The organism is Streptomyces sp. NPDC047886 (genome assembly GCF_043204435.1).
Classification (GTDB): Bacteria; Actinomycetota; Actinomycetes; order Streptomycetales; family Streptomycetaceae; genus Streptomyces.
Genome location: NZ_JBIDCF010000002.1, coordinates 382,647 through 399,500, shown reverse-complemented (window position 1 = coordinate 399,500; position 16,854 = coordinate 382,647). Strand labels below are relative to the sequence as shown.

At 72.2% G+C, this 16,854-nt stretch carries 15 protein-coding genes; 5 read left to right on the top strand and 10 right to left on the bottom strand.

The features are described from left to right. Nucleotides 1–66 precede the first annotated feature (66 nt). The 4 genes from ACGF5U_RS07475 to ACGF5U_RS07460 all read right to left on the bottom strand — a co-directional run bounded on the left by ACGF5U_RS07475 (nucleotide 67) and on the right by ACGF5U_RS07460 (nucleotide 4,752). Nucleotides 67–1,929, bottom strand: coding sequence for a glycosyl hydrolase family 18 protein (locus ACGF5U_RS07475; RefSeq protein WP_392711095.1), 1,863 nt, complete (start codon nucleotides 1,927–1,929; stop codon nucleotides 67–69). A gap of 136 nt (nucleotides 1,930–2,065) precedes the next feature. After that, on the bottom strand, nucleotides 2,066–2,731 hold the full coding sequence (locus ACGF5U_RS07470) for a response regulator (protein ID WP_392711094.1): 666 nt from the start codon (nucleotides 2,729–2,731) through the stop codon (nucleotides 2,066–2,068). Then, nucleotides 2,728–3,975, bottom strand: coding sequence for a sensor histidine kinase (locus ACGF5U_RS07465; protein WP_392711092.1), 1,248 nt, complete (start codon nucleotides 3,973–3,975; stop codon nucleotides 2,728–2,730). The genes ACGF5U_RS07470 and ACGF5U_RS07465 overlap by 4 nt, the downstream gene beginning before the upstream one ends. 204 nt (nucleotides 3,976–4,179) lie before the next feature. Then, a complete protein-coding gene (locus ACGF5U_RS07460; protein WP_392711091.1) occupies nucleotides 4,180–4,752 on the bottom strand; it encodes a cob(I)yrinic acid a,c-diamide adenosyltransferase in 573 nt (190 codons plus the stop codon). A gap of 211 nt (nucleotides 4,753–4,963) precedes the next feature. On the opposite strand from ACGF5U_RS07460, the gene ACGF5U_RS07455 reads away from it, so the two are divergent. From ACGF5U_RS07455 to ACGF5U_RS07445, 3 genes are all read left to right on the top strand, one after another. Further along, the gene (locus ACGF5U_RS07455; RefSeq protein WP_392711090.1) at nucleotides 4,964–5,812 is read left to right on the top strand and encodes a 3-hydroxyacyl-CoA dehydrogenase family protein; all 849 of its coding nucleotides are present in this window, start codon (nucleotides 4,964–4,966) and stop codon (nucleotides 5,810–5,812) included. Between the two features lie 141 nt (nucleotides 5,813–5,953). Beyond that, entirely contained in the window at nucleotides 5,954–6,277 is a 324-nt protein-coding gene (locus tag ACGF5U_RS07450) for an STAS domain-containing protein (protein WP_392711089.1), read from the top strand. 430 nt (nucleotides 6,278–6,707) lie between these two features. Beyond that, on the top strand, nucleotides 6,708–9,560 hold the full coding sequence (locus ACGF5U_RS07445; RefSeq protein ID WP_392711088.1) for an ATP-binding protein: 2,853 nt from the start codon (nucleotides 6,708–6,710) through the stop codon (nucleotides 9,558–9,560). 170 nt (nucleotides 9,561–9,730) lie between these two features. Here the strand turns inward: ACGF5U_RS07445 and nucS are convergent, their stop codons facing one another. Then, on the bottom strand, nucleotides 9,731–10,402 hold the full coding sequence (gene nucS / locus ACGF5U_RS07440) for an endonuclease NucS (protein WP_392711087.1): 672 nt from the start codon (nucleotides 10,400–10,402) through the stop codon (nucleotides 9,731–9,733). Between the two features lie 218 nt (nucleotides 10,403–10,620). Between nucS and ACGF5U_RS07435 the strand changes: the two genes are divergently transcribed. Next, complete coding sequence (locus ACGF5U_RS07435; protein ID WP_392711085.1) at nucleotides 10,621–11,013, top strand: SCO5389 family protein; 393 nt, start codon at nucleotides 10,621–10,623, stop codon at nucleotides 11,011–11,013. Between the two features lie 72 nt (nucleotides 11,014–11,085). Here the strand turns inward: ACGF5U_RS07435 and ACGF5U_RS07430 are convergent, their stop codons facing one another. Continuing rightward, nucleotides 11,086–12,135 carry an LLM class flavin-dependent oxidoreductase gene (locus tag ACGF5U_RS07430; protein ID WP_392711084.1) on the bottom strand — a complete coding sequence of 350 codons (1,050 nt, stop codon included), beginning with the start codon at nucleotides 12,133–12,135 and terminating at the stop codon, nucleotides 11,086–11,088. 217 nt (nucleotides 12,136–12,352) lie between these two features. On the opposite strand from ACGF5U_RS07430, the gene ACGF5U_RS07425 reads away from it, so the two are divergent. Then, nucleotides 12,353–12,688 (top strand): ATP/GTP-binding protein, encoded by a 336-nt coding sequence (locus tag ACGF5U_RS07425; protein ID WP_392711082.1) that lies wholly within the window; start codon nucleotides 12,353–12,355, stop codon nucleotides 12,686–12,688. A gap of 141 nt (nucleotides 12,689–12,829) precedes the next feature. Here the strand turns inward: ACGF5U_RS07425 and ACGF5U_RS07420 are convergent, their stop codons facing one another. The 4 genes from ACGF5U_RS07420 to ACGF5U_RS07405 all read right to left on the bottom strand — a co-directional run bounded on the left by ACGF5U_RS07420 (nucleotide 12,830) and on the right by ACGF5U_RS07405 (nucleotide 16,738). Beyond that, nucleotides 12,830–13,696: an ABC transporter permease subunit gene (locus ACGF5U_RS07420; RefSeq protein ID WP_392711080.1), complete on the bottom strand. Its 867-nt coding sequence runs from the start codon at nucleotides 13,694–13,696 to the stop codon at nucleotides 12,830–12,832. Further along, nucleotides 13,693–14,847: an ABC transporter ATP-binding protein gene (locus tag ACGF5U_RS07415; protein WP_392711078.1), complete on the bottom strand. Its 1,155-nt coding sequence runs from the start codon at nucleotides 14,845–14,847 to the stop codon at nucleotides 13,693–13,695. Before ACGF5U_RS07415 ends, ACGF5U_RS07420 begins: the two co-directional genes overlap by 4 nt. Before the next feature lie 175 nt (nucleotides 14,848–15,022). Beyond that, the gene (locus ACGF5U_RS07410) at nucleotides 15,023–15,802 is read right to left on the bottom strand and encodes an ABC transporter permease (RefSeq protein WP_392711077.1); all 780 of its coding nucleotides are present in this window, start codon (nucleotides 15,800–15,802) and stop codon (nucleotides 15,023–15,025) included. Between the two features lie 3 nt (nucleotides 15,803–15,805). Beyond that, nucleotides 15,806–16,738, bottom strand: coding sequence for an ABC transporter ATP-binding protein (locus ACGF5U_RS07405; protein WP_392711076.1), 933 nt, complete (start codon nucleotides 16,736–16,738; stop codon nucleotides 15,806–15,808). Between the last annotated feature and the right edge of the window lie 116 nt (nucleotides 16,739–16,854).

The window sequence follows — 16,854 nt, the reverse complement described above, 5'->3', positions numbered from 1 at the left end:
TCTCGTGGCGTAAACGATCGAGCCGCACCCGTGGGGGTGCGGCTCGACCGTTTTCCCGGAGGGGGTCTAGCGGAGGCCGGTGCTGATCGCGCTCACCAGTTCTCCGTTGGCGGTGTCGCCGCTGAACTCCCAGAAGAACGCTCCGCCCAGGTTCTGGGTCTTGGCCCAGCTCATCTTGGACGTGATCGTCGCCGGGGTGTCGTAGCTCCACCAGTTGGTGCCGCAGTGCGCGTACGCCGTGCCGGCGACGGTGCCGTTGGCCGGGCAGGAGTTCTTGAGGACCTTGTAGTCCTCGATGCCCTGCTCGTACGTGCCGGCCGCCGGGCCCGTCGCCGTGCCGCCCGGCTCCTTCTGCGTCACACCGGTCCAGCCGCGGCCGTAGAAGCCGATGCCGAGGAGGAGCTTCGCGGACGGGACGCCCTTCGCCTTGAGCTTGGCGATCGCCTCGGCGGAGTTGAAGCCCGCCTGCGGGATGCCGGCGTACGAGGTGAGCGGGGAGTGCGGGGCCGTCGGGCCCTTCGCCGCCCAGGCGCCGAAGAAGTCGTACGTCATCACGTTGTACCAGTCGATGTACTGGGCCGCGGGGCCGTAATCGGCGGCGTCGATCTTGCCGCCGGAGGAGGCGTCCGCCGTGATCGCGGCGGTGACCAGGTTGTTCGCGCCGAACTTGGCGCGCATGGCCTTCATCATGTGGGTGAAGGCGGCGGGGCCGCTGGTGTCACAGGTCAGACCGCAGGCGTTGGGGTACTCCCAGTCCAGGTCGATGCCGTCGAAGACATCGGCCCAGCGCGGGTCCTCGACCAGGTCGTAGCAGGACTGGGCGAACGCGGTCGGGTTCTGTACGGCCTGGCCGAAGCCGCCGGACCAGGTCCAGCCGCCGAACGACCACAGCACCTTGATGTGCGGGTACTGGGCCTTGAGCTTGCGCAGCTGGTTGAAGTTGCCGCGCAGCGGCTGGTCCCAGGTGTCGGCCTTGCCGTCGACGGACTGGTCGGCGGTGTAGGCCTTGTCGTAGTCGGCGTAGGCGTCACCGATCGTGCACTTGCCGCCCTGGACGTTGCCGAAGGCGTAGTTGATGTGCGTGATCTTGGCGGCGGAGCCGGACGTCACCAGGTTCTTGACGTGGTAGTTGCGGCCGTAGACGCCCCAGTTGGTGAAGTAGCCCAGGTTGACCTTGGAGGACGGGCCGGGGCCGGGGCCCGGGTCGGTGCCGCCGCCGGTGGTGCGGACCTTGACGGAGCCGCTGACCGGGCCGGTCTGGTCGGCGGTGTCGCGGGCCTGGACGCTGTACGAGTAGTCGGTGCCCGCGGTCAGTCCGGTGTTCGTGTACGTCAGACCGGTCACCGTGGCGATCTTGGCGCCGTCGCGGAGGACGTCGTAGTTCTTGACGCCCTTGTCGTCCGTGGCCGCGGTCCAGGTGAGTTTCACCGAGGTGTCGGTGACGCCGGAGGCGGTCGGGGTGCCCGGCGCGGAGGGCGGGGTGTCGCCCGGCTGGCTGGGGCCGCCGTCGCAGGAGCCGCCGTTGAGCTTGCAGCCGGAGGGCGAGCCGCCGCCGGTGCCGTTGAAGCCGAACGAGACGGAGGCGCCGGGGGCGAGGGTGCCGTTCCAGCCGACGTTCTTGGCGGTCCAGTGGGTGCCGCTGCTGGTGACGGTGGCGTCCCAGGCGGAGGTGACCGAGGTGCCGGAGGGGAAGTCCCACTCGACGGTCCAGGAGCTGAGGGAGGTGGTGCCGGTGTTCTTCACCGTCCACTTGCCCTCGAAGCCGGATCCCCAGTCGGAGACCTTGGTGTACGTGGCGGTCGCCGAGGTCGCGGCCTCGGCGGGGGAGGCGAGGCCGACCATGGCCGCCAGGGGTATCAGCAGAGCGGTGAGTCCGGCCGTGGCTCTGGCCCGGAATCTCGTTCTGCGGGGAAGTGCTTGAGTGCTCAACGGTGCTCCTCAAGTTGCGGACGGACAAGGTGGGGGTCGTTAAGTCCGTGAAAGGTGCGCGCCGTGAGCGTAGGAAGGTCTGGACCAATCGTCAATAGGTCCAGACCACAGGCGAACGTTCCGGTGGATCGTCCGATCAGGCCCCCAACTCCTGGGCGAGTACGGCCGCCTGCACCCTGCTCCGCAGGTCGAGCTTGCCGAGCAACCTGCTGACGTGCGTCTTCACCGTCGCCTCCGCCATGTCGAGCCGTACCGCGATCTCGGCGTTGGACAGCCCGTCGCCGAGGCAGGACAGCACCTCGCGCTCCCGCCGGGTCAGGACGTCCAGGACCGCCGGATCCGGCCCGCCCGCCGCCCGCACCGGGCGCGGCGCGGCGAACTCGGCGATCAGGCGCCGGGTCACCGCCGGGGCGATCAGCCCCTCGCCGCGCGCCACCGTCCGTACCGCCTCGATCAGGTCCCGGGCCTCCGTGTTCTTCAGCAGGAACCCCGCAGCCCCGGCGCGCAACGCGCCGAAGACGTACTCGTCCAGGTCGAACGTCGTCAGGACGAGGACGTCCGCGACGCCCGCGCCGACCACCTCGCGGGTGGCCGAAACCCCGTCGAGCAGCGGCATCTGAACGTCCATCAGGACGAGGTCGGGGCGCAGCTCGCGGGCCAGCCGCACGGCCGCCTCGCCGTCCCCGGCCTCGCCGACCACCTCGATGTCCGGGGCACTGCCCAGGATGAGCACCAGCCCGGCCCGTACGGCCTTCTGGTCCTCGGCGACGACCACGCGGATCGTCCGTGCCGTGTCTGTCATGCCGATGGCTCCTTGTCGTCCTCCGCCACGGGCAGCACGGCCCGCACCCGCCAGATCGCGCCCCCGGTCTGGCCCCCGGTCACGCCCCCGCTCGTGCTCCGGTCCGCCGGTCCCGCCTCGAACTCACCGCCCAGCAGGGCGATCCGCTCCCGCATCCCCACCAGCCCCGCCCCGGAACCGGGCGCACGCGGCCCCGCCTCCCGCCCCCGGCCCGTCGTGAACGGGCTCGTCACCTCGACGGTCAGCGCGTGCTCGGTACGGTCCAGGGCGACCAGCACCTCGCCCGCGTCCGCGTGCTTGAGGCTGTTCGTCAGCGACTCCTGCACGATCCGGTACGCCGCGAGCTCCACCGGCGCCGGGAGGGGCGCGTCCCCGGGGGAGCGGCGGTCCGCGAGGGCGAACGTCAGGCCGCCGTTCGCGCCGTTCGCGCCCGCCTGGCGTACCAGGGCCGCGAGCCCGGCGAGGGTCGGCGCGGCCGCCGGCACGTCCTGGGCTCCGCTGTCCCGCAGCAGGCCGATCAGCCGGCGCATTTCGGCCAGCCCCTCGACACTGCTCTCGCGGATGACCCCGAGCGCCTCGCGGCTGGTCCCAGCATCGTCCAGGGACAGCGCGGCGGTGGAGTGGATGGCGATCGCGGACAGGTGCCCCGCCACCATGTCGTGCAGCTCACGGGCCATCCGGGCCCGCTCGGCCACCACCGCCTGCGTACGGTCCATCTCCGCGAGCAGCGCCGTCTGTTCCGCCCGCAGCCGCGCCGCGTCGGCGGCCTGCCGGTGGGTGCGGACGATGGCGCCCGTGGTGGCCGGCACGAACGACACCAGGCCCGTGAGGACGCCGATCAGCAGCGCCTCGGCGTCCCGGAACCAGGCGAGGAAGCCGACGGACACGCCGACGGTGATCAGCCCGGTGGTGACCGGAATGCGACGGGCGGAGGCGGGGGTTCCGTACACCACGGCCGCGTAGACGAGGTCCGTGAACATCAGGATCGTCGCGATGTTGCCCCGGGTGAGCTGGTCCGCGACGACCGCCGCCGTGCCGACGAGCAGGGCGGTGCGCGGCAGGGTGCGGCGCACCAGTTCCAGCGACGCCATCACGAACAGCGGCACCAGCAACGGCCAGGTGCTGTGGAACAGGGCGTGCCGCTCACCCTGCATGTGCAGGCCCAGCGACCACAGCAGCAGACCGCCCCCCAGCCCGGTGGCGGACATCAGGACGTCGTCGCGGTGTGGTCGGGGGAGCGTCACGGACCCATCCAACAGGGTGCGACGCCGCCCGCCGTCCTCACCAGGGTGGACGAGCCTCTCCGTCGAAGGGTGCAGTCGCGCGGGCCGTCCGCGAGCCACCCTGTGTACGCGTGGCCGCGTGCGCTCCTCTCCATGGCCGGCTCCGCGTCCGTACGCGCAGCACCCGCCAGGGGGAGGCGGCGGACGGAACTGCCCGCCCGCGGCTCAGCGCTCGCCGCCCGGTACCCACAGCACGTCGCCGACCTCCTTGTTGGCCACCCGCGCCAGGATGAACAGCAGGTCGGACAGCCGGTTGAGGTAGGTCGCCGTCAGGGCGTTCATGGTGTCGCCGTGCACCTCCAGCGCCGCCCACGTCGAGCGCTCCGCGCGGCGGACGACCGTGCACGCCTGGTGCAGCAGCGCCGCGCCCGGGGTGCCCCCCGGGAGGATGAAGGAGCGCAGCTTCTCCAGCTCCTCCAGGAAGCGGTCGCAGTCCGCCTCCAGCTTGTCGACGTACGACTGCTCCACCCGCAGCGGCGGGTACTGCGGGTTCTCGGCCACCGGCGTCGACAGGTCCGCGCCCACGTCGAACAGGTCGTTCTGGACGCGGACGAGGACCTTGACGACGTCCTCCCGGAGCCGGCCGAGCGCGATGGCGGTGCCGATGACCGCGTTGGCCTCGTTGGCGTCGGCGTACGCCGCGATCCGCAGATCCGTCTTGGCGGTGCGGCTCATGTCGCCGAGAGCCGTCGTGCCCTTGTCACCGGTGCGGGTGTAGATACGCGTCAGATTGACCATACGGCCAGCGTAGTTACGCCAGGGCCCGTCCGGGCACCACGTGTGCCCACCGTCACGGCCGGGGGCCCGTTCGGCTCACTCGGGACCCCGTCCCGGTGTGATGTCCGTCATCTGAGACGTGACGCGCATCTCTTCACCGCCACAGCACCGCTCCCGGGCGCTAACCTCCCGCCGAAGAGGCGAATTGTGAACGCGTGTTAAGGGGTAGATCGTGGCCAGGAAGCTCGCCGTCATCGGGGCCGGACTCATGGGGTCCGGAATCGCGCAGGTCTCGGCCCAGGCGGGCTGGGACGTCGTGCTGCGCGACGTCACCGACGAGGCCCTCACACGGGGCACGGACGGCATCAAGGCGTCGTACGACAAGTTCGTCTCCAAGGGGAAGCTCGACGCCGCCGACGCCGAAGCCGCGCTGGCCCGCATCACCACGTCCACCGACCTCGAGGCGGTCGCCGACGCCGACATCGTCGTGGAGGCCGTGTTCGAGAAGCTGGAGGTCAAGCACGAGATCTTCCGCGCCCTCGACAAGCTGGTGCGCGACGACGCCGTCCTGGCTTCCAACACCTCCGCCATCCCGATCACCAAGATCGCGGCGGTCACCGAGCGCCCGGAGCGCGTCGTCGGCACGCACTTCTTCTCGCCGGTCCCGATGATGCAGCTGTGCGAGCTGGTACGCGGCTACAAGACGAGCGACGAAACCCTCGCCACCGCACGTGAGTTCGCCGAGTCCGTCGGCAAGACCTGCATCGTCGTCAACCGGGACGTCGCCGGCTTCGTCACCACGCGCCTCATCTCCGCGCTGGTCGTCGAGGCCGCGAAGCTGTACGAGTCGGGCGTCGCCAGCGCCGAGGACATCGACATCGCCTGCAAGCTGGGCTTCGGTCACGCGATGGGCCCCCTGGCCACCGCCGACCTCACCGGCGTCGACATCCTCCTCCACGCCACCAGCAACATCTACACCGAGTCGCAGGACGAGAAGTTCGCCCCGCCGGAGCTGATGCGCCGGATGGTGGACGCGGGTGACATCGGGCGCAAGAGCGGGCAGGGCTTTTACAAGCACTGAGCGCCATCGGCCATACCGCCGTCACCCCATAGGGTGAATTCGGTATCGGTTCGCTTACAGTCGGCAACTTCTCGGCAGGTCCGGGAGTCAGTTGTTGCAAAAGAAAGACCTGACGTAACGAAGCACTCTCGGGGAGCGCATATGCACATCAGGGGCGACCACACCGAGCTGGTCGTCGGGGGCCGCCTCGATGTCCGCAGCGCGGCGGACGCCCGTACGATCCTGCACTCGGCCGTCGACGACGGAGCCGGCGACCTGGTGCTCGACCTGGCCGGGCTCGACTCCTGGGACGCGACCGGGCTCGGGGTCATCATGGGCGCGCACCGGCGGGCCGGCCGTTGCGGCAGGCGGCTGGTGCTGCGGGGCGTGCCGCCCCAGATGCAGCGCCTGCTGGTGGCCACCCGGCTGCACCGCATCCTCGCGATCGAGGGCGGCATCGCCGCTGAATCGTTGCCCCGCGTCTGACCCGTCTCCGACTGTCTTTGACTGTCTCCGACCCGTCTGCGATCCGCGTGCACCCGCGTCCGCCCTCCGTCCGACCCGTCCGACCGTCCGACCGTCCGAGCGGTATCCGGCCCCCGGCACCCGGCCGGCGGCGGTGCGCGAAGCACCCCCGTCGGCCGCGGATCGACGGCCGCCGCCCGGAGCGTCCTACCGGCCGGTCACATGCGGGGCCAAAACGCCCCAGGCGGCCCCAGGCGCGCATTCCTCATGAGACCGTGATGTCTTGGGCGGCCCGGCACCCCGAAGGTTCCGGGATGCCCGACGAGCGTCTAGGGTTCGAACGTCTGCCAATTGACGGACCCACACGGCGGGCACCGGACCAGAAGCGACAGCGAGCGTGCAGATCGGCCGGGAGGGGCTTCGACGCGGCGCTTTTGGGGGCTTTTCACCGATGGACCCGATGAACCGGGGGCCGGAAGACCACGGCCACCACGACACCGCGGCAAACGGCGCGGGCACCGGCGCCGTCGGCACGGGCGGCGCCGCCGCACGGCCACGCGCCCCCCGCGACGAACTGACGCCCGGCCTCGGCCAGCCGGCACCCGCCGCCACGGCGCGCACCGCCCAGCTCATCTCCGGCGACTTCCTGCTGACGGTCAACCCCGTCGACGGCAGCGAGATCGAGCCCTGCCCGCCCGGCCGCCACCCCGAGCCGCCCGCCCGCCACACCCGCGCCGAGCGCGCCGAGATCGCCCGCGCCGCCGCCCCTCCCGTACCGCCGGGCCCCCCGGCGCCTCGGCTGCCGCTGCTGGACCGCCAGGAAGAGCGCGAGCGGCTCGTACGGCTCCTGTCGCACGGCCGTTCCGTACGGCTCACCGGACCCGCGGGATCCGGACGCACCAGCCTCCTCGACATCGTCGCCGACGACTGCGCCGACCTCGCGCCCGACGGAGTCGTACGGCTCTCCGGGCGCCACCGCACCCCCACCGAGCTGCTGTACGAACTCGTCGCCGCCGTCCACCGCGTCCCCGCCCACCGGCCCGACCGCGCCGGGCTGCTCGCCCTCGTCCGCGAGATCGGCGCCGTCGTCCTCGTCGACGACCTGGAGTTCGGCGGCGGCGCCCTGGACGAGCTGCTCGACGCCGCGCCCGAGTGCGCGTTCCTGCTCGCCACCAGCCCGGCCGTCGCCGCGCCGTCCGCCGACGCCGCCATCGAAGAGGTCTTCCTCCCCGGCCTCGGCCGTGGCAGCACCCTCGAACTCCTGGAACGCGGCGTCGACCGGGCGCTCACCGACGACGAGGCCAACTGGGCCGGCGACCTCTGGTTCGAGTCCGAGGGCCTGCCCGTGCGGTTCGTCCAGGCCGGCGCCCTGCTGCGGCAGCGCGACGAACTGCGCGCCGGACCCGGCGACCCGGACGACGACGACACGGAGAACGTCTTCACCGACGTCCGGGACGTCCTTCCCCTGCCGTCCGTCGGCGAGGGCGCCGCGCCCGCCGTCCTGCTCGCCTCCCGGCTCTCCGAGTCCGCCCGCGAGACCCTCCGCTTCGCCGTCGCGCTCGGCGGCGAGATACCGCACCAGGCGCACCTGCCCGCGCTCGTCGGCGACACCCACGCGGACGCCGCGGTCGGTGAACTCCTCGGCTGCGGACTGCTCACCCCGGTCGGCTCCCGGTACCGGCTGGCCAACGGCGTCACCGAACAGCTCGTGGCAGGCGGATACGGCGAGGGTGCCGTCGCCCGCGCCCACACCGCCGCCCAGCACTACGCCTGGTGGGTCGCCCACCCGTCGGTCACGCCCGCGCGGGCCGCCGCCGAGGCGGACGCCGTGCTCGCCGCACTCGCCGCGCTCGTGCCCAGCCAGGAGGCCGGGCACGCCAGCGCCGCCGTCCTGCTCGCCAGGGGCGCGGCCCCCGCGTTCGCGGCCGGCCTCCACTGGAACGCCTGGGAGCGGACGCTGCGCAGCGGCCAGGAAGCCGCCAGGATCGCCGGCGAGGTCGCCGAAGAGGCGTACTTCCACCACGAGTTGGGCGTCCTGGCGCTGTGCGCGGGGAACCTGGACCGGGCCCGCGCCGAACTGGAGGCGTCCATCGGCATGCGCGGCGCGCTCGCCGACAAACGCGGCACGGTCGCCGGACGCAGGGCGCTCGCCCTCGTCGCCGACCGCGAGCGCGGCATCGTCTACGGCGGGCTCGGCGGGGCGCTGGACGACCCGCCCGCGACGCCACCGGCCGGGTCCCCCGGGCGGGGCGGCGGTGCGGTGGCGCCCACCCCGGCGAACCGGGGCGCGGGCCCGCTCGCCAAGGGCCCCGGCGGCGGAGCACCGACCCCGGGCGGCCCGGCCCTGGGCGCGGGCGGCACGGGTACGAGCGACATAGGTGCGAGCGCCATGGGCACGAGCGGCATGGGCCCGGCCGGCACGGGCCTCGGCGGCACCGCCCACGGGGCCGGCGCTCACGGGGCCGGCGTTCACGCGGCAGGCGCCTTCGGCGTGACCGGGTCTACGGGCCGCACCGAACCGGGCCCGGGCAGCGGTGGCACCGCCCCCACCCTCGTCTCGCACACCGGCCCCCCGGCCGGGCGCCGCCGCCCCTTCCCCGTACTCACGGGCACCCGGCGGAACCTGGTCGCCGCCGGAGCGGGCGCCGTCCTCGCGGCCGTCCTGGGCACCGTGGTCACCCTGGGCGCGACCTCCGGCGGCGAACCCTCGGGGACGGGCACCGGCACGGTCACCACCGATCGCACGCCCGACTCCGACGGCAGCGGCAGCGGCGGCCTGGACACGGACACGCCCGACGACGACTCCGCGCCCGCCGACGACACGGGCGACACCCCGGTCCAGCCCGGTTCGTCGGCCCAGCCGGGCGGCGCCGGGAGCGGCGGAGCACCGTCCGCGCCGGGCACGCCCACGAGTCCGGGCGCCACCGCGTCCGGCAGCGGCAGCGGCTCGGCCACGACCTCGCCGTCCGTCGGCGGCAGCGGTTCGCCGTCGACGAGCGGCACACCGACCAGCGGCGGCGGTTCCACCGGTGGAACGGACTCCGGCGGCTCCGGCAGCGGCGGCACGGACACCGGGGGCACCGACACGGGGGGCACGGACACCGGCGGGACCACCTCCGGCGGCACCCCGACGGGCGGCTCGGACAGCGGCGGTACGACCTCCGGCGGCGACAGCGGCGGCACGGACACCACCGGCGGCGTCACCACATCGGGCGGGGCCGGCGGCGGCACCACCACGGGCGGCGACAGCACCGGCGCGGCAGGCGGCGGCACGACCCCCAGCGGCAGCGCGCCCAGCGACTGAGCGGCGGCGGCCGACCGGTCGGCGGACCGGAAACGACCTACGGCACCCGGCATACGGCGGCCGACGGACGGCAGACGACGGAAGGCCCCGGGCGGCGGCGTGTTCGCCGCCCGGGGCCTTTCCGGATCACCGACAGGGGCCGCCGGACCGAGGGGTCGGGGGACCGGCGGTCAGAAGAGCCGCAGCTTGTCGTCCTCGATGCCGCGCAGCGCGTCGTAGTCCAGCACCACACAGCCGATGCCCCGGTCGGTCGCCAGCACGCGGGCCTGCGGCTTGATCTCCTGCGCCGCGAAGACGCCCTTCACCGGGGCCAGGTGCGGGTCGCGGTTCAGCAGCTCCAGATAGCGGGTGAGCTGCTCCACGCCGTCGATCTCACCGCGCCGCTTGATCTCCACGGCGACGGTGCCGCCGTCCGCGTCCCGGCAGAGGATGTCGACGGGACCGATGGCCGTGGGGTACTCGCGGCGGATGAGGGTGTACCCGTCGCCGAGTGTCTCGATCCTGTCGGCGAGAAGCTCCTGGAGGTGTGCTTCCACGCCGTCCTTGATGAGGCCCGGGTCCACCCCGAGCTCATGCGACGAGTCGTGGATGATCTCCTCCATCGTGATGATCAATTTCTCGCCCGCTTTGTTCACGACCGTCCACACGCCCTCTGTCTCACCGTCGCCCTCCTTGAGGGTGCACGGCGGCGACATCCAGTTGAGCGGTTTGTACGCCCGGTCGTCGGCATGGATCGAGACGCTGCCGTCTGCCTTGACCAGGATCAGACGGGGGGCGGAGGGCAGGTGGGCGGTGAGCCGGCCCGCGTAGTCCACGGAGCAGCGGGCGATGACGAGACGCATGGTCGGCAACGCTACTCGACACATGCGCTTGTGCGCGATTCGGCTCTAAACACCCTTGGTTCGATGGCCTGTTGTGCCCCAATCTCCTGGTGCGGTCCGGACAGCGCGCTTACCGTGGAAGCGGGAGGTTGTCGCTCGTGCACTCTGCGTGTCGTACGGGGGCGTCCTCCGGCCCTGCCCGTAAGACCTCGCTCCGCGGGGTCGCGAGAGGAGAACCCATGTCGCTCGACGTCTCACCGGCGCTGTTGGAACAGGCCGAGCGAGGCGAGGTCGACGAAGCCGACTTCGTCGACTGCGTCCGGACCTCCCTGCCCTTCGCATGGGAGATGATCAGCTCTCTGGTGGCCCAGCTGAAGGTGGACGGCGGTGCGTTCGCCGACAACCAGACGCCGCCCCCGGACGAGCAGGCACGCGGTCAGCTGCTGCGCGCGCTGGCGAGTGACGCGATCCGGGGTGCGCTCCAGCGGCACTTCGGCGTCCGTCTGGCCTTCCAGAACTGCCACCGCGTCGCGGTGTTCCCGCTGGACTCCTCGGCCGACGAGCGGCTGGCCCGCTTCACCTCCGTCCGGGGCCAGCTGCTGAACCAGTCGCCCGAGCTGCGCGACTGCTGACGCCGTGCGCTGCCGCTCCGCATCGCGGGAGGTGCAACAGGTGCCGGAGCGGCGGCCTTCACGCACACCGGATCAGGGCGCGTCCGGTGGTTCGAGGAGCGGCAGCACTTCACCGCCCAGCCGTCGTACGTTCTCCTCCGTGGCCGAAACCTGCCCCGAGCCCTCGACCAGCAGCGCGAAGCGCCGGATGCCGGTCCGCTCGGAGGTCGCCGCCAGCCGGTCGGCCGCCGCCCGGGGCGAACCCACCGGGTGCAGCCGGCACAGCAGCTCCGTGTACGCGACGGGATCGCGCATCGCCCGGTGCCGGCCGTCCACCGTGACATGGGCGTCCAGTCCCTGCTTCAGCCAGCCGGGCAGGGCCTTCACCAGCGTCTCCGCCGCGTCCGCCGTACGATCCGCGATCTGGGCCACGCCCGCCGACACATGACGGGCCGCGATGGCCGCGACGACGGGGGGCGTGTGACCGGCGGCGAGCGCCTCCGTACGCCACCGTGCGACCATCTCCGCCTTCTCCTCGTCGCCGCAGTGCATGCCCAGCAGCATGGGCAGTCCCCGCTCGGCGGCGAGCTTCAGGCTCGTGAGCGAGGTGCAGGCGACGACCGTCTCCGGCCCCGGGTGTCCCTCGATCGCCTCGTCCGGTCTGGGGACGACCGCGACCTCCCGGAACCGGTAGCGCTCGCCGTGCGCCGCGACCCGGGGCTCGCGCAGCCAGCGCAGCAGCAGGTCCAGCGCCTCGGGGAACCCCCGCTCGTAGGCATCCAGGCCGGAGCCGAAGACCTCCAGGTCCACCCACGGGCCGCCCCGGCCGACGCCGAGGGTGAAGCGCCCGCCCGAGGTCAGGTGCAGTAGCGCCGCCTGTTCGCCCAGCGCCACGGGGTGGGCGGTCGGCAGTACGCTGACCGCGGTGCCCACCCGGATGCGGCGCGTCCGTCCGAGCAGCAGCGCGGCGAGCGTGATGGCGGAGGGGCACACGCCGTACGGCACGAAGTGGTGTTCGGCGAGCCATACGGAGTCGAGCCCGCACTCCTCGGCGACCTCGGCGGACCGCACCGCGCGGTGCAGCGTCTCACCCTGGCCCTGGCCGGGAAACTGGGCCGCCAGTACGAAAGTTCCCACGCGCATCGCCTTATGCCTCCTTGACGGCCGACGCGGCTCCCCTCACGGGCAACAACGCCTGACACGTGCCAAAGGCAACGGCCACGGGTGAAGTTCTTGCGATTTTCCGCTAACTGCCCCTGACGGGGATGTCGGTAGGGCGGCGCGGGTGCCGGGACGGCCTTCCCGGGCCCGTACGCTGGACGGGTGTTTTCGTCCGTCTCCGGCCCCTGTGAGGTGTTCCGTGTCCCCGCGCCGCAACCGCTCCTCGAAGAGGGGCGGCGAGAAACCGACCGAGACCTCGGGCGACGCGGGAGACCGCTACGGCGGTTTCCAGCGGACCGAGGCATGGCAGGGCGAGGACTGGTCGGTCCGCCATGTGGCCGGGGCGAGCGCCGAGGGCAAGCGGTACCGCTGCCCCGGCTGTGACCAGGAGATCCCCTCGGGTATCGCCCATGTCGTCGCCTGGCCCGAGTACGGCGGCGTGGACGACCGGCGCCACTGGCACAGGGCGTGCTGGAACGCCAAGGACCGCCGCTCCACCCGGACGCAGCGGTCCCGCAGCGCGCCCCGGTACTGACCGCCCGGCCGCCGGGGCGGCTGGGACCGCCGGGACCGCCGGCCGGCCCGTGTCCCACCCGGGGGGTGTCCGGCGGACCCTGCCGGGCTCGCCAGGGAGTGTCCGGCGGATCATGGTGGCATCGGAGCCGCCGGAGACGATCTAGACGTCCCGGCGGGTGAGTGACAGAAAGGCGCCGCCGAGCGCGACCGCGGTCACCGCGGCCATGATCAGGAGCGGTTCCCACGCCGTCGGCCCCCCGAACGAGGTGCCGCTGTCGTAGAGCACGGCGAGCTGGTTCGGGATCGAGTACTCGATGAGCGCGTTGCGCAGGTCGGCCAGCGACTCCGTGTACATCGAGATCGCCAGGACGAACGGCAGCAGCATCAGACCGATCATGGTGGTGATCGCCCCGGCCGAGTGCCGCAGGAGCGCGCCGACGGCCAGCGACAGCAGCCCGAGCAGCGCCATGTACAGGCCCACGCCGACCGTCGCGCGCAGCCAGTCCCCGTCGGTCGCCGAGCCGTCGGTTCCCACGATCGTGGTCTGCGCCATGGCGACCGCCGTGCCGACCACGGTCGTGAGAACGAAGACGAGCAGGAAGAAGACGACCGACTTCGCGACGAGCACCCGGCCCCGGCTGGGGCACGCCGTCAGCGTCGTACGGACCAGGCCCGTACCGAACTCCGAGGTGATCGTCAGCACGCCCAGGGTGATCACACAGACCGAGCCGAGCATCATGCCCACCATGCCGAGACTGAGGACCGACCCCGTCTCCTCGGCCGGCGGCTCGCTCTGGTCGCCGCCGATGGCGACCAGGAACGCCAGCAGCACGCCGAGGCCCGCCACGACCACCGTCATCACCCCGAGTGTCCACATCGTGGACCGCACCGACCGGATCTTGGTCCACTCGGAGGCCAGCGCGTCCCCGAGGTGGGCGCGCCGGATCGCGATCGGCGACTCGTACGAGGGGTGGGCGTCGGCACCGCCCGGACGGTACGGCGCCTGCTGCCGGTGCGGGGCGGTCATCGGACGTCCTCGGTGTTCAGGTCCAGCGGCCTCGGCCGCGCGTGCTCGGTCGCGTGGGGGTCCGGCTCCGTGCCGGGGGCCGGGCCCGCGGAAGGCGCGGCCGGCTCCGGGGGTGCCGCCGCCGGATCCGGGGGCGGCGGCGGAACGTACCAGCCCTGCTGCGGGACGTCGGGGACCACCGGCTCGGCCGGGACGAGGTCCGTCGGGTCCTCGGCGAGCCCCGCGCGCTCGTCGGTCGTGGAGCGGTAGTCCACGGCGCCCTGCGTCATCCGCATGTACGCCTCCTCCAGCGACGCCTGGTGCGGGGACAGCTCCCACAGCCGGACGGCCGCGCCGTGCGCCAGGTCGCTGATCCGCGGCAGGGGCAGCCCCGCCACCCGCAGCGCCCCGTCCCGCTCAGACATCACATGGGCGCCGGCCTCGGTCAGTACGGAGGTGAGCTTCTCGCGCTGCTCGGGCTCGGTGTCCGGTGTGCGGACCCGGGCGAAGCCCGCCGAGTTCGCCGCGATGAAGTCCTTCACGCCCATGTCGGCGAGGAGCCTGCCGCGGCCGATCACGATCAGGTGGTCGGCGGTCAGCGCCATCTCGCTCATCAGATGCGAGGAGACGAACACCGTGCGCCCCTCGGCCGCCAGCGTCTTCATCAGATTGCGCACCCAGAGGATGCCCTCGGGATCCAGGCCGTTGACCGGCTCGTCGAAGAGCAGCACCTGCGGGTCGCCGAGCAGCGCGGCGGCGATGCCCAGCCGCTGGCCCATACCGAGCGAGAAGCCCTTCGACCGCTTGCGGGCCACGTCCTGGAGTCCGACGACGCCGAGCACCTCGTCCACCCGCCGGGCGGGGATGCCGGCGAGCTGCGCCAGCGAGAGCAGGTGGTTCCTGGCCGTACGCCCGCCGTGCACCGCCTTGGCGTCGAGCAGCGCGCCGACCTGCCGGGGCGCGTTCGGCAGCTCGCGGAACGGGTGCCCGCAGATGGTGACGCGCCCCGCCGTGGGCCGGTCGAGCCCGAGGATCATGCGCATGGTGGTCGACTTGCCCGAGCCGTTGGGGCCCAGGAACCCGGTCACGGTGCCGGGCCGTACCTGGAAGGAGAGGTCGTCCACGGCGGTCTTGGCGCCGAAACGCTTGGTCAGGCCGACTGCCTCGATCATTCTTCAGCCCCATCGACAGGTCGGTTCATCGGCGGGCAGTGGCACGACGGCCCATGGCTCCCCGTAAGAGGTAAGAGGATATCGAGAGCTTGACGGTTCCGGATATGGCCGAAAGACCCATGGACGGCGACGGGCCCCATGGAGCAGCGGGTCCCCGTGCGGCGCGGGGCACCGGTCAGGCGTCGCGGTGCTTGATCACCACGAACCCGCCGGCCAGCGCCGCCGCCACCCACAGGACCATGATCCCCAGCCCGCCCCACGGCCCGTACGGCGACGGCCCGCTGTTCATCGCCTCCGGGACCACCTGCATGATCTTCGAGCCCGCCTGGTCGGGGAAGTACCTGGCGACCTCCTTGGCCTTCGGCACGGCCGACAGGATCTGCGAGACCAGGAAGAAGAACGGCACCAGGATGCCCAGCGACAGCATCGACGAGCGCAGCATCGCGGCCACGCCCATCGAGAAGAGGGCGATCAGCCCCATGTAGAGGCCGCCGCCGAGCACGGCGCGCAGGACGTTGTCCGCGCCGATGTCCGTACCGTGCTCGCCCAGCAGCGCCTGGCCGAGGAAGAAGGACAGGAAGCTCGTCGCCAGGCCCACCACCAGGGCCAGCACCCCGGCGACCGCGATCTTGGCGAACAGGAACGTGGCCCGCTGCGGTACGGCCGCCAGCGACGTACGGATCATGCCCGAGCTGTACTCCGTGCCGACCACCAGCACCCCGAAGACGACCATCGCCAGCTGTCCGAGCACCATCCCCGAGAAGCTCACCAGCGTCGGGTCGAAGGTCGCCCGCTCCAGCGGCGGCAGCTCGTCGAACGTCGCGTTGAGCAGCGCGCAGAGCGCGGCGCTCATCGCGACGGTGACGACGAGCGCGCTGGCCAGCGTCCACACGGTCGAGGAGACCGTACGGACCTTCGTCCACTCCGACCGCAGGACCGCGGGAACCGCTGCCATCGTTCAGACCCCCTTGGTCCCGGCGCCCCACTCGGGGTGCGCGTGGTATTCGACGCTGGCGGCCGTCATCCGCATGAAGGCCTCCTCGAGCGAGGCGCGCTGGGCGCTCAGCTCGTGCAGCACGATGCCGTGCTCGGCGGCGAGCTCGCCGATCCGCTCGGTGGTCGCACCGTCGATCTCCAGCGCCCCGTCGTCCGCCTGCACGGGGGTGAGCCCGTCGCGCTCCAGGACGTCCCGTACGCGTTCGGGCTGCGGGGTGCGCAGCCGTACGTAACTGCGGGAGTTGCGGTGGATGAAATCCGCCATGGAGGTGTCCGCGAGCAGCCGGCCCTGCCCGATCACGATCAAGTGGTCGGCCGTCAGGGCCATTTCGCTCATCAGATGGCTGGAAACGAAGATCGTTCTTCCCTCGGCGGCCAGGGACTTCATCAGATTGCGGATCCAGTGAATTCCCTCGGGGTCCAGACCGTTGACGGGTTCGTCGAACATGAGAATGCGCGGGTCACCGAGCAACGCGGCGGCGATTCCCAGCCGCTGACCCATGCCCATCGAAAAGTTCTTCGGCTTCTTCCGGGTCACCGCCGAAAGACCTACGAGCTCCAGGACCTCCGGGACCCGGCTCTCCGGGATGCGGTTCGACTGCGCCAGACAGAGCAGGTTGTTGTACGCGCTCCGCCCGCCGTGCATGGCCTTGGCCTCCAGCAGCGCGCCGATGCACTTCAACGGCTCGTCCAGCTCACGGTAGTGCCGGCCGTCGATCCGCACGGTCCCGCTCGTCGGCAGGTCCAGACCGAGCACCATCCGCATCGTGGTCGACTTGCCCGCCCCGTTCGGCCCGAGGAAACCCGTCACCACGCCCGGCCTGACCTGGAACGACAGCTGATCGACCGCTGTCTTCGCGCCGAACCGTTTGGTGAGGCCCTCCAGCTCAATCATGCGGGCCACGCTAATGGCGCACAAAGCCCCCCGCCACCGGAATGACGGGGGGCCACATGGAGGGCCGGATTCAGCCACCGGACCTCAGGACGGACTACGGGAGCCGGCCCTCACGG

Coding starts and splice junctions, on each gene's coding strand:
- ACGF5U_RS07470 (WP_392711094.1), bottom strand. CDS start 2,731: ATGACAGACACGGCACGGACGATCCGCGTGGTCGTCGCCGAGGACCAG.
- ACGF5U_RS07430 (WP_392711084.1), bottom strand. CDS start 12,135: ATGCGCGTGGGAACTTTCGTACTGGCGGCCCAGTTTCCCGGCCAGGGC.
- ACGF5U_RS07405 (WP_392711076.1), bottom strand. CDS start 16,738: ATGATTGAGCTGGAGGGCCTCACCAAACGGTTCGGCGCGAAGACAGCG.
- ACGF5U_RS07410 (WP_392711077.1), bottom strand. CDS start 15,802: ATGGCAGCGGTTCCCGCGGTCCTGCGGTCGGAGTGGACGAAGGTCCGT.
- ACGF5U_RS07450 (WP_392711089.1), top strand. CDS start 5,954: ATGCACATCAGGGGCGACCACACCGAGCTGGTCGTCGGGGGCCGCCTC.
- ACGF5U_RS07435 (WP_392711085.1), top strand. CDS start 10,621: ATGTCGCTCGACGTCTCACCGGCGCTGTTGGAACAGGCCGAGCGAGGC.
- ACGF5U_RS07420 (WP_392711080.1), bottom strand. CDS start 13,696: ATGACCGCCCCGCACCGGCAGCAGGCGCCGTACCGTCCGGGCGGTGCC.
- nucS (WP_392711087.1), bottom strand. CDS start 10,402: ATGCGTCTCGTCATCGCCCGCTGCTCCGTGGACTACGCGGGCCGGCTC.
- ACGF5U_RS07460 (WP_392711091.1), bottom strand. CDS start 4,752: ATGGTCAATCTGACGCGTATCTACACCCGCACCGGTGACAAGGGCACG.
- ACGF5U_RS07445 (WP_392711088.1), top strand. CDS start 6,708: ATGGACCCGATGAACCGGGGGCCGGAAGACCACGGCCACCACGACACC.
- ACGF5U_RS07415 (WP_392711078.1), bottom strand. CDS start 14,847: ATGATCGAGGCAGTCGGCCTGACCAAGCGTTTCGGCGCCAAGACCGCC.